Annotated in this window: 10 protein-coding genes; 2 read left to right on the forward strand and 8 right to left on the reverse strand. The window is 70.2% G+C overall.

What is annotated here, in order from left to right:
- Window positions 1-19 precede the first annotated feature (19 nt).
- Entirely contained in the window at window positions 20-397 is a 378-nt protein-coding gene (locus tag ACZ64A_RS20690) for a metal-sensitive transcriptional regulator (protein WP_469811949.1), read from the reverse strand.
- 233 nt (window positions 398-630) lie between these two features.
- On the opposite strand from ACZ64A_RS20690, the gene ACZ64A_RS20695 reads away from it, so the two are divergent.
- Window positions 631-1,251 carry a DUF47 domain-containing protein gene (locus ACZ64A_RS20695; RefSeq protein ID WP_103782764.1) on the forward strand — a complete coding sequence of 207 codons (621 nt, stop codon included), beginning with the start codon at window positions 631-633 and terminating at the stop codon, window positions 1,249-1,251.
- Between the two features lie 7 nt (window positions 1,252-1,258).
- Window positions 1,259-2,257 (forward strand): inorganic phosphate transporter, encoded by a 999-nt coding sequence (locus tag ACZ64A_RS20700; RefSeq protein WP_469811950.1) that lies wholly within the window; start codon window positions 1,259-1,261, stop codon window positions 2,255-2,257.
- Between the two features lie 178 nt (window positions 2,258-2,435).
- Here ACZ64A_RS20700 and pstB read toward each other — a convergent pair whose 3' ends face one another.
- The 7 genes from pstB to ACZ64A_RS20735 form a co-directional block, all read right to left on the reverse strand.
- Window positions 2,436-3,212, reverse strand: coding sequence for a phosphate ABC transporter ATP-binding protein PstB (gene pstB / locus ACZ64A_RS20705; RefSeq protein WP_469811951.1), 777 nt, complete (start codon window positions 3,210-3,212; stop codon window positions 2,436-2,438).
- Window positions 3,213-3,254: 42 nt separating this feature from the next.
- On the reverse strand, window positions 3,255-4,319 hold the full coding sequence (pstA, locus tag ACZ64A_RS20710; protein ID WP_469811953.1) for a phosphate ABC transporter permease PstA: 1,065 nt from the start codon (window positions 4,317-4,319) through the stop codon (window positions 3,255-3,257).
- Window positions 4,316-5,323, reverse strand: a complete 1,008-nt coding sequence (gene pstC, locus ACZ64A_RS20715; protein ID WP_469811955.1) for a phosphate ABC transporter permease subunit PstC — start codon at window positions 5,321-5,323, stop codon at window positions 4,316-4,318. Before pstC ends, pstA begins: the two co-directional genes overlap by 4 nt.
- Window positions 5,324-5,453: 130 nt before the next feature.
- Window positions 5,454-6,584: a phosphate ABC transporter substrate-binding protein PstS gene (gene pstS / locus ACZ64A_RS20720; RefSeq protein ID WP_469811956.1), complete on the reverse strand. Its 1,131-nt coding sequence runs from the start codon at window positions 6,582-6,584 to the stop codon at window positions 5,454-5,456.
- Between the two features lie 318 nt (window positions 6,585-6,902).
- Window positions 6,903-7,352 (reverse strand): NUDIX hydrolase, encoded by a 450-nt coding sequence (locus ACZ64A_RS20725; RefSeq protein ID WP_469811958.1) that lies wholly within the window; start codon window positions 7,350-7,352, stop codon window positions 6,903-6,905.
- Window positions 7,353-7,365: 13 nt separating this feature from the next.
- A complete protein-coding gene (locus ACZ64A_RS20730) occupies window positions 7,366-8,613 on the reverse strand; it encodes a CHAD domain-containing protein (protein WP_469811960.1) in 1,248 nt (415 codons plus the stop codon).
- The gene (locus ACZ64A_RS20735; RefSeq protein ID WP_469811961.1) at window positions 8,594-10,939 is read right to left on the reverse strand and encodes an RNA degradosome polyphosphate kinase; all 2,346 of its coding nucleotides are present in this window, start codon (window positions 10,937-10,939) and stop codon (window positions 8,594-8,596) included. Before ACZ64A_RS20735 ends, ACZ64A_RS20730 begins: the two co-directional genes overlap by 20 nt.
- Window positions 10,940-11,169: the final 230 nt, after the last annotated feature.

An 11,169-nucleotide genomic window follows, 5' to 3' on the forward strand; every position in this document is an offset into this window, starting at 1 on the left:
CGGCCGGTCCCGCGCCGCCTCAGGTGCGCAGCATGCGGGCGATGGCCTGCGTGGCCTCCTTCACCTTCGCCTCGATCTCGTCGCCGCCCTTGACGGCCGCGTCGGCGACGCAGTGGCGCAGGTGCTCCTCCAGCAGCTGCAGCGCGAAGGACTGCAGCGCCTTGGTGGAGGCCGACACCTGGGTGAGTATGTCGATGCAGTACACGTCCTCGTCGACCAGGCGCTGCAGGCCGCGGATCTGGCCCTCGATGCGGCGCAGGCGCTTGAGGTGTTCGGCCTTCTGGTGGTGGTAGCCGTGCACGCCGTGGTCGTGGCCGGTCACCGCGTCCGGTGCCGCGGCTGTGGTGTCCGTCTCCGTGGCGGAGGGCGCACCCGCGCCGGCCTCGGTGGTCGTCATCGCGTCCTCCCAGTGTGCTGCCTTGTGTGCCGACCCGTGTCCAGATTACGGCTATATACCCCTGGTGGGTATATGGTACCGAAGTTTGCCGGGTAGAAGGGGATGCGGCCCTTGAAGCCCCCGTGCCGATCAGTCTCCTGGATGGGCGACACTGGGGGGCGGCCCGTTAGCCGTGGCCGGATGATGCGCCTAGCATCAGCCTGACCGAAACCGATGCATCCCGAGGACCCCACGTGCGCTTTCGTCTGACCCCCAGGGAGACGAGCTTCTACGACATGTTCGCCGCGTCCGCGGACAACATCGTCACCGGCTCGAAACTCCTGATGGAACTGCTCGGGGCGGACGCTTCCGCCCGGGCCGAGATCGCAGAGCGTATGCGGGCCGCGGAACACGCGGGCGACGACGCCACACACGCGATCTTCCACCAGCTGAACTCCTCGTTCATCACGCCGTTCGACCGCGAGGACATCTACTCCCTCGCCTCGTCCCTCGACGACATCATGGACTTCATGGAGGAGGCCGTCGACCTGGTCGTCCTCTACAACGTCGAGGAACTTCCCAAGGGTGTCGAGCAGCAGATCGAGGTGCTGGCGCGGGCGGCCGAGCTCACCGCCGAGGCCATGCCGAACCTGCGGACGATGCAGAACCTGACGGAGTACTGGATCGAGGTCAACCGCCTCGAGAACCAGGCCGACCAGATCCACCGCAAGCTGCTCGCCCACCTCTTCAACGGCAAGTACGACGCCATCGAGGTGCTCAAGCTCAAGCAGATCGTGGATGTGCTGGAAGAGGCGGCGGACGCCTTCGAGCACGTGGCGAACACGGTGGAGACCATCGCCGTCAAGGAGTCCTGACCTCTCCATGGACACCTTCGTTCTGGTCGTGACCATCGCGGTCGCGCTCTTCTTCACGTACACCAACGGCTTCCACGACTCCGCGAACGCGATCGCCACCTCGGTCTCCACCCGCGCGCTCACCCCGCGGGCGGCGCTGGCGATGGCCGCGGTGATGAACCTCGCCGGTGCCTTCCTGGGGTCGGGCGTCGCCAAGACCGTCAGCGAGGGCCTGATCGAGACGCCGAGCGGCTCGACGGGGATGGCCATCCTCTTCGCGGCGCTGGTCGGCGCGATCGTGTGGAACCTGGTCACCTGGTACTACGGCCTGCCGTCCTCCTCCTCCCACGCGCTGTTCGGCGGCATGGTGGGCGCGGCGCTGGCGGGCGGCACGGACGTGCTGTGGAACGGCGTCCTGGACAAGATCGTCATCCCGATGTTCCTGTCCCCGGTCGTCGGTCTGCTGGCCGGTTACCTGGTCATGACGGCGATCATGTGGCTGTTCCGCCGGTCCAACCCGCACAAGGCCAAGCGGGGCTTCCGTATCGCCCAGACCGTCTCGGCCGCCGGCATGGCCCTCGGCCACGGCCTCCAGGACGCCCAGAAGACGATGGGTGTCGTGGTGCTGGCACTGGTCATTTCCGGCCACGAGACGTTCGGTGACCCGATCCCGGTCTGGGTGAAGCTCGTCTGCGCCGTGATGCTGTCCCTGGGCACCTACGCAGGTGGCTGGCGGATCATGCGGACCCTGGGCCGCAAGATCATCGAGCTGGACCCGCCGCAGGGTTTCGCGGCGGAGGCGACCGGCGCGTCGATCATGTTCACCACCGCCTTCATCTTCAAGGCACCGATCTCCACGACCCATGTCATCACCTCGGCGATCATGGGTGTGGGCGCGACGAAGCGGGTGAACGCGGTGCGCTGGGGCGTCGCCAAGAACATCGTGCTCGGCTGGTTCATCACTATGCCGGCCGCGGGACTCGTCGCCGCCGCGGTGTTCGGGATCGAGAAGCTCGCGTTCCTGTAGAGCCCGCACGGAACGACAAACGGGCCCGCCCCCCGGGAGCCAGGGGGCGGGCCCTTTTGGTGCCTCGCGGTGGCACCGCCATGCAGCACCGCGAGGGGCTTGTGCGGGCGGCCCGGCCGCGGGGACCGTTCCGCCGTGGGGGCGGCCCGGCCGCGGCGGCCGTTGCGCCGCGGGTGGCTCAGCCGAAGCGGCCGGAGATGTAGTCCTCGGTCGCCTGGACCGACGGGTTGGAGAAGATGCGCTCCGTGTCGTCGATCTCGACCAGCCGGCCCGGCTGGCCGACGGCCGCCAGGTTGAAGAAGGCCGTACGGTCCGACACGCGCGCGGCCTGCTGCATGTTGTGCGTCACGATGACGATCGTGAAGCGCTCCTTCAGCTCGCCGATCAGATCCTCGATGGCGAGGGTCGAGATCGGGTCCAGGGCCGAGCAGGGCTCGTCCATCAGCAGCACCTTCGGCTGGACCGCGATCGCGCGGGCGATGCACAGACGCTGCTGCTGACCGCCGGACAGGCCGGAGCCGGGCTTGTTCAGGCGGTCCTTGACCTCGTTCCAGAGGTTCGCGCCCTTGAGCGACTTCTCGACGACGTCGTTCAGCTCGCTCTTCTTGTAGTTGCCGTTCAGGCGCAGCCCCGCCGCCACGTTGTCGTAGATCGACATGGTGGGGAAGGGGTTCGGGCGCTGGAAGACCATGCCGACCTCGCGGCGCACCGCGACCGGGTCGACCCCGGTGCCGTACAGGTCCTCGTCGTCCAGCATCACCTTGCCCTCGACACGGCCGCCGGGGGTGACCTCGTGCATCCGGTTCAGGGTGCGCAGGAACGTCGACTTGCCGCAGCCCGACGGGCCGATGAACGCGGTCACCGAGCGGGGCTCGATGGTCATCGAGATGTCCTCGATCGCGCGGTGGGAGCCGTAGTAGGCGGACAGTCCGCTGACGTCGATTCGCTTGGCCATGACTACTTCACTTCCAGACTGTTCGGTCGCTGTGTGGCCGCGTCAGCGACCGGTCTTCGGGGCCTTCCAGCGGGCGATGCCGCGGGCCACCAGGTTGAGGATCATCACGAAGGCGATCAGGGTGAGCGCCGCCGCCCAGGCGCGGTCGTAGGCCGCGTTGGCGCCGGAGCTGTTCGCGTACTGCTGGTAGATGTACAGCGGCAGCGAGGCCTGCGGGTCCTGGAACGGGTTGCTGTTGATGAAGCTGGTCTTCCACACCAGCAGCAGCACCGGGGCGGTCTCACCGGTGATACGGGCGATGGCGAGCATCACACCGGTGGTGATGCCGCCGATCGACGTCGGCAGGACCACCTTCAGGATGGTGCGCCACTTGGGCACGCCCAGGGCGAGGGACGCCTCGCGCAGCTCGTTCGGGACGAGCTTGAGCATCTCCTCGGTGGAGCGCACCACCACGGGCATCATCAGGATCGACAGCGCGAGCGACCCGGCGAAGCCGGAGTAGCCCATGTCCAGGATGAGGATCCAGAAGCTGAGGACGAACAGGCCGGCGACGATCGACGGGATGCCCGTCATGACGTCGACGAAGAAGGTGACGGCCGTGGCGAGCTTGCCGCGGCCGTACTCGACCAGGTAGATCGCGGTGAGGACACCGACCGGCACGGAGATCAGGGAGGCGAGACCGACCTGCTCCAGGGTGCCGAGAATGGCGTGGTAGATGCCACCGCCGGGCTCGGAGTCGCCGACCACACCCATCGAGTGGGTCAGGAAGTAGACGTTGAGAACCTTCACGCCGCGCGCGACAGTCGCCCAGATCAGCGACGTCAGCGGGATCACGGCCAGCAGGAAGCAGACCCAGACCAGGGCAGTGGCGATGCGGTCCTTGGCCTGGCGGCGGCCCTCGACGCGGGCGGCGACGGTGAAGGTGCTCAGCACGAACAGGATCGCGGCGATCAGACCCCACTGGACCTTGCTGTGCAGGCCGGCGGCCAGGCCAAGCCCCACGGCGACGGCCAGTGATCCGGCCGCGAACGCCCACGGCGACCACTTCGGCAGCCGGGCGCCCTGCAGGGAGTTGCTGCGCGTGTCGGTGACGGCTGCGGTGCTCATGCGTTGGCCCCCGAGTACTCCTTGCGGCGGTTGATGATCATGCGCGCCGCGCCGTTGACCAGCAGGGTGATCACGAACAGGACCAGACCGGACGCGATCAGCGCGTCCTGGCCCAGCTCGGTGGCCTCGCTGAACTTGCTGGCGATGTTCTGGGCGAACGTGCCGCCGCCCGGGTCGAGCAGGCTGGCCTTGATCTCGAAGGTCGGGGAGAGCACGGTCGCCACGGCCATCGTCTCGCCGAGCGCGCGGCCGAGGCCGAGCATCGAGGCGGAGATCACGCCGGAGCGGCCGAAGGGCAGCACCGACATCCGGATGACCTCCCAGCGCGTGGCACCGAGGGCCAGCGCCGCTTCCTGGTGCATCAGCGGGGTCTGCCGGAAGACCTCACGGCTGACGTTGGTGATGATCGGCAGGATCATGATCGCGAGCAGGATGCCCACGGTGAGCAGCGAGCGGGCGGCGCCGCCCTGCCAGGAGAAGATGCCGGTCCAGCCCAGGTAGTCGTCGAGCCAGCTGTACAGGCCGCCGAGGTGCGGGACCAGGATCAGGGCGCCCCACAGGCCGTAGACGATGGACGGCACCGCGGCGAGCAGGTCGATCACGTACGCGATGGGGCCGCTCAGGCGGCGCGGCGCGTAGTGGGTGAGGAACAGCGCGATGCCCACCGCGACCGGGACCGCGAGGGCCATGGCGATGATCGAGGAGACCACCGTGCCGAAGGCCAGCACCGCGATGCCGAAGACCGGCGGGTCGACGTTGGTGTTCCAGTCGAACGTGGTGAGGAAGTTGCCGTCGTCCTTGCTGATGGCGATGGACGCGCGGTAGGTCAGGAAGACCGCGATGGCGGCCATGATCACCAGCAGGAAGATGCCGGAGCCACGGGAGAGGCCGAGGAAGATCCGGTCGCCGGGACGGGTGGCACCACGGGCCGCGCGCTTGGTCTCGGCGGCGGGGCGCTCGGGCGTGGGGGGAGGTGCGTCGGTGGTCTGCGTCGATATGTTCATCGGGTTCTCCGGTCTGCGGAGCCGCGCGGGGGGCGGGCGGCTCGGTGGGGCCGTACGTCGCATACGGCCCCGGGCGGCGGTGCACCGGACGGTGCGGCCCGGCCCCGGGAGGGACGGGCCGCACGCTGGTTTAGCTCAGGCCCTCGATGGTGGTGCGGACCTTGGAGATGATCTCGGCGGGGATGGGCGCGTAGGAGTTCTGCGACAGCACCTTCTGGCCGTCCTCGGAGGCGACGTAGCGCAGGAAGGACTTGGTGCCGGCGAGGGTGTCGGACTTGTTGCCCTTGTCGCAGACGATCTCGTACGTGACCAGGGTCAGCGGGTAGGCGCCGGCCTCGGTCGGGTTGTAGTTCAGCTTGAGCGCCAGGTCCTGGCCGGTGCCGGCGATCTTGGCGGAGGCGATCGCCTTGGAGGCGTTGTCCGCGGTGGCCTTGGCCGGCTCGGAGGCGGCGGTCTTCAGGTCGACGGTCTTGAGGCCGTCGGAGGCGTAGGACAGCTCGAAGTACGAGATCGCACCGGCGGTCTGCTTGACCTGCGCGGCGAGGCCGGAGGAGCCCTGCGCGGCCTGGCCGCCCTTGGCCTGCCACGCCTTGCCGCCCGAGTACGGCCAGTCCGCCTTGGCCTGGCTGATCAGGTACTTGGTGAAGTTGTCGGTGGTGCCGGACTCGTCCGAGCGGTGGAACGCCTGGATCTTGAGGTCGGGCAGCTTGGCGTTCGGGTTGAGCGCCGCGATCGCCTTGTCGTTCCAGTTGCCGATCTTGCCGTCGAAGATCTTGGCGATCGTCGGGGCGTCCAGGACGAGGCTGTCCACGCCCGGCACGTTGTAGCCGAGGGCGATCGGGCCGCCGACCATGGGCAGGTCGATGGCCTGGCCGCCGGAGCAGACCTTCTTGGACTCGGCGACCTGCTCGGGCTTCAGCGCGGAGTCCGAACCGGCGAACGCGGTCTGGCCCTGCAGGAACGCGGTGATGCCCGCGCCCGAGCCGGTCGGGTTGTAGTTGACCTGCACGCCGGGGCAGGCCTGCGTGAACTGCTTCACCCAGGCGTCGATCGCGTTCTTCTGCGCGGTCGAGCCGGACGCCTGCAGCTGACCCTTGGCGTCGTCGCACTTGATGTTGCCCGCGGCCGCGGACGTCGAGGCGCCACCCCCGCTGGACTTGCTGCCCGTGTCGTCGGAGCCGCACGCCGTGAGGGCCAGGGCGCCGGAGACGGCGAGTGCGCCGAGGGCGAGGGCTCGCCGGTTCATGCGCTGAAGCTTCACTGAGGAAATTCCTTCCAGGAGCCGCCGTCCTGATTCGGCGGCGTGCGTGATTGCTGCGAAGTCGGGGTCGGGTGGACGCGTCCCCCCAGATCGCGTCCGCACCGGGTAAGGCCGAAATTAGGCAGAACAGGTGAAGCCGCCGAAGGGCATAAATGAACGCGGGGTGAACCCCTAGGGACGGTGTGGTTAGGTCACGGAACGCTTACGTCGAGGACACGGCCGGATTCCGGCCAACCGGTACGGGAGGTGGCGCTGGGGCGTCTGTGAGGGGTGGGCCAGGAGGGGTGCCACGGGGTGTGCGGTGGTCGCTGGGCCCGACTATCGCAGGGGCAGCGACGCGAGCAGCGCCTCGACGAGCGTGCGGTCCCTCGGCTGGGTGAGACGGGCGCGGGCCGCCGCGGGAGCCAGCCACAGGACGCGGTCGACCTCGTCGGTCGGGGTGAAGGCGCCCCCCGTGGCCTCGGCCGCCCAGTAGCGGACCCGCTTGGGGCGGCCGTTCGCCAGATAGCGCTGCGTGGGCAGCTCGGCGCCGGGCGCGGCGGTGTGCCCGGTCTCCTCCAGGGTTTCGCGCAGCGCGCCGGCCAGGTCGTCCTCGGCGCGCTTGAGCTTGCCCTTGGGGAAGGACCAGTCGTCGTACTTCGGCCGGTGGACCAGGCACAGTTCCAGCGCCCCGGCGAGCGGGGAGCGGCGCCACAGCACACAGCCCGCGGCCAGGACGACGGGGGCGCCCGCGGGAGGTGTGGGCGGCGTGGGTGGTGTGAGGTGCATGGCCTGGTGCTCCTTAAGGGAGTCCTGCGGCTTCCTTCGCCCAGGTCCGCTGGAACGCGTACCGGGCCGCTTCCACCTCGTGCCGCTGGTCGGCGTGCAGCACGCCGAGGGCGTACGCCGTCGCCGGGGCGATGCGCGGGGTGCGGGCCGCCTGCGCCGCCGCGGCCGCCGCCTCCGAGGCGTCCCGGTGCCGGTCCAGGGCCTGCCCGGCCTGCAGCAGCCGTACGTTCGGCGCGGGCTCGCCGCCGAGCAGGGCCTCCTGGGCGTAGCGGTGCAGCCGCAGCAGCAGCCGGACCTGGTGCCAGGGCGCGTCCTGCGGATGCGGGGAGGGCGGGTCGGGCGACAGGCCGTGCACCAGCGCCTCGGCGTTGTACGGGCTGCCCGCGGTGACCAGCGGCAGCGCGGCCACCGCGTCGGTCAGCCGCTCCCGCGCCGCCCCGGCCAGCGGGCGCAGATCGGCCGACGGGGAGAGGAGCGGGACCTCGCTGGCGAGTAAGGCGACCTTGTCGGCGACCGCGTGGAACCGGGCCGAGCCGAGGGCCTGCAGCGCGGTGGAGTGCGCCCGGGTCCGGGCCAGCGTCAGCTGCCGGTCCAGCAGCGCGCCCGCCTTGGCCGCGCCGACGGTGAGCTGGCCGCGTTCCGTCGCCGTCGAGTGGTGGGTGCCGACGGACGGTGCGGGGAGCGCCGTCGCGCCGGACAGCCGGTGCAGGGCCGTCAGCAGCCGTTCGAGGCGGGCCTCGTAGGCGTGCTCCAGGGCCAGGGTGCCGGACACCCAGGCCAGTTCGGGACGCATCTCCTCCGACCAGGCAGGGTCCAGCACCGGGCGGAAGGTGTGCAGGCTGCCACTGATACGGCGGGCCGCGCGCCGCAGGGCACGGGCGGCGTCGACGGCCGTGTGCGGTGCGGGGGCCTCGCCGGGCCTTGCGCCGGCCGTTGTCGCGGTCGTCGCCCCGGTCGTCGGCGCGGTCGTTCCGGCCGTCGCTCCGGCCGTTCTCGCGCCGTTGGTGGCTGCGCCGGGCCGCCCGCCGTTGGTGGCTGCGCCGGGTCGTCCGCCGTTGGCGGGTGCCGCGCTCGTCCGGGTTCCGTGCGCGCTCCCGGTCTCCCGGTGCAGGCGCAGGGCCCTCAGGAACTCCGTCGCCTGGGCACGGAGATAGCCCGCGAGGGCGTCCGCCGTGGGGGCACCTCCCTGCTCGAGCGCAGCCGAGAGCTCGGGGGATGGCCCGGCGGCGGGGTCCGTCAGGTCATGGTGTCGCTGTGCCACGCCGGCGCCTCCGGGCGTCTATGAGCATCTCCTGGACGTTGCGCAGAGGTTGACCGTCCGCATCGGTCGCGTGCCGGGTCCACTCGCCGTCCGCGCCCAGGTGCCAGGACGCGGTGGTGCCGGACATGCCGGTCTCCAGCAGCCGGTTCAGCGCGGCCCGGTGACCGGGGTCGACGACGCGGACGAGGGCCTCGATACGGCGGTCGAGGTTGCGGTGCATCATGTCGGCGCTGCCGATCCACACCTCCGGCTCGCCGCCGTTGCCGAAGGCGAAGACCCGGGAGTGCTCCAGGAAGCGGCCGAGTATGGAGCGGACCCGGACGTTCTCCGACAGGCCCGCGACGCCCGGGCGGATCGCGCAGATCCCGCGCACCCAGATGTCGACCGGGACACCGGCCTGCGAGGCGCGGTACAGGGCGTCGATGATCGCCTCGTCGACCATCGAGTTGACCTTGATGCGCACGAAGGCCGGGCGGCCCGCGCGGTGGTGCTGGATCTCCTTGTCGATGCGCGAGATCAGTCCGTCGCGCAGCGACTTGGGGGCGACCAGCAGACGGCGGTAGGTCTCCCGGCGGGAGTAGCCGGAGAGACGGTTGAACAGGTCCGACAGGTCCGCGCCGACCTGCGGGTCCGCGGTGAGCAGGCCCAGGTCCTCGTAGAGGCGGGCCGTCTTGGGGTGGTAGTTGCCCGTGCCGACGTGGCTGTAGCGGCGCAGCGTCTCGCCCTCCTGGCGGACGACGAGGGACAGCTTGCAGTGCGTCTTGAGGCCGACCAGGCCGTAGACGACGTGGCAGCCGGCCTCCTCCAGCTTGCGCGCCCACTTGATGTTGGCGTGCTCGTCGAACCGGGCCTTGATCTCGACCAGGACGAGGACCTGCTTGCCGGACTCGGCGGCGTCGATCAGCGCGTCCACTATCGGGGAGTCGCCCGAGGTGCGGTACAGCGTCTGCTTGATCGCCAGCACGTCCGGGTCCTGCGCCGCCTGCTCCAGGAACGCCTGCACGGAGGTGGAGAAGCTGTCGTAGGGGTGGTGCAGGAGGACGTCGCGCTGGCGCAGCGCCGCGAAGATGTCGGGGGCCGACGCCGATTCCACCTCGGCCAGGTCGCGGTGGGTGCCCGCGATGAACTTCGGGTACTTCAGCTCCGGGCGGTCCAGGCTGTGGATGCGGAACAGGCCGGTGAGGTCCAGCGGGCCGGGCAGCGGGTAGACCTCCGCCTCGGAGATCTTCAGCTCGCGGACCAGGAGGTCGAGGACCTCGCGGTCGATGGACTCCTCCACCTCCAGGCGCACGGGCGGGCCGAAGCGGCGCCGCATCAGCTCCTTCTCCAGGGCCTGCAGGAGGTTCTCGGCGTCGTCCTCCTCCACTTCCAGGTCCTCGTTGCGGGTGAGGCGGAAGGCGTGGTGCTCCAGCACCTCCATGCCCGGGAACAGCTCCTCCAGGTGCGCGGCGATGACGTCCTCGATGGGGACGTAGCGGCCCGGGGAGGCCTCCAGGAAGCGGGAGAGCAGCGGCGGGACCTTGACGCGGGCGAAGTGGCGGTGGCCGCTGACCGGGTTGCGGACGATGACCGCGAGGTTGAGGCTCAGGCCCGAGATGTAGGGGAACGGGTGCGCCGGGTCGACCGCGAGGGGGGTCAGGACCGGGAAGATCTGGTGCCGGAAGAGGGTGAACAGGCGGGCCTGTTCCTTCTCCGCGAGTTCGCTCCAGCGGACCAGGTGGATGCCCTCGTCGGCGAGCGCCGGGGCGACGTCCTCGTGGAAGCAGGCGGCGTGCCGTGCCATCAGCTCGCGGGAGCGGGCCCAGATCATCTCCAGCACCTCGCGGGGCTGGAGGCCCGAGGCGGAGCGGGTGGCGACACCGGTGGCGATACGGCGCTTCAGGCCGGCGACGCGGACCATGAAGAACTCGTCGAGGTTGCTGGCGAAGATCGCGAGGAAGTTCGCACGCTCCAGGAGGGGGGTGTCCGGGTCCTCGGCGAGTTCCAGCACGCGTTCGTTGAAGGCCAGCCAGCTGCGTTCCCGGTCCAGGAAGCGGCCCTGGGGGAGGGTGGCGCCCTTGCCGTCCCGGCCGTCCTGGGACTCCTCGTACACGTCCAGGTCGGCGTCGAGGTCGGGATCGAGGTCGGAGACAGGGGCGGACACCGTGTGGGGGCGGTGGGCGGCGATGGAGCCCACGGAGGGCTGCGCCTGCTGCGCTTGCTGGACCTTGTCCTGCGTCTCTGACTGGCTCATGGATCCATTCTTCCGCGCCAGGAGGGTGAGGGGCGCGTCGGAAAATGCGGGGCCCTCCGGGGGGTGCTGGGGCTCTGGCGCGGCGGGCTTCATTGAGCGAGCGTCGCAAGCTCGTCTGAATCGATGGTTACGGGGATATGACGTGTGGGTGCGGGTGCCTGCGGCGCTGGGCAGTTTTTCGGCTGCGGGTGCGTGGTGGCTGGTCGCGGGTGCCTGCGGCGCTGGGTGTGTGGTTCTCTGCGGGTGCGTTGTGGCTGGTCGCGCCGTTCCCCGCGCCCCTTTTTTGCCTGCGGCGGCCCGTTGCGGTGTGTGGTCGGTTGCGG

Source organism: Streptomyces sp. NPDC104814 (assembly GCF_055583185.1).

What these genes read in the sequence shown, in the direction of transcription:
- ACZ64A_RS20690 (WP_469811949.1), bottom strand. Translation starts at nt 397, where the DNA reads ATGACGACCACCGAGGCCGGCGCGGGTGCGCCCTCCGCCACGGAGACG.
- pstC (WP_469811955.1), bottom strand. Translation starts at nt 5,323, where the DNA reads ATGAACATATCGACGCAGACCACCGACGCACCTCCCCCCACGCCCGAG.
- ACZ64A_RS20725 (WP_469811958.1), bottom strand. Translation starts at nt 7,352, where the DNA reads ATGCACCTCACACCACCCACGCCGCCCACACCTCCCGCGGGCGCCCCC.
- pstB (WP_469811951.1), bottom strand. Translation starts at nt 3,212, where the DNA reads ATGGCCAAGCGAATCGACGTCAGCGGACTGTCCGCCTACTACGGCTCC.
- ACZ64A_RS20735 (WP_469811961.1), bottom strand. Translation starts at nt 10,939, where the DNA reads ATGAAGCCCGCCGCGCCAGAGCCCCAGCACCCCCCGGAGGGCCCCGCA.
- pstA (WP_469811953.1), bottom strand. Translation starts at nt 4,319, where the DNA reads ATGAGCACCGCAGCCGTCACCGACACGCGCAGCAACTCCCTGCAGGGC.
- ACZ64A_RS20700 (WP_469811950.1), top strand. Translation starts at nt 1,259, where the DNA reads ATGGACACCTTCGTTCTGGTCGTGACCATCGCGGTCGCGCTCTTCTTC.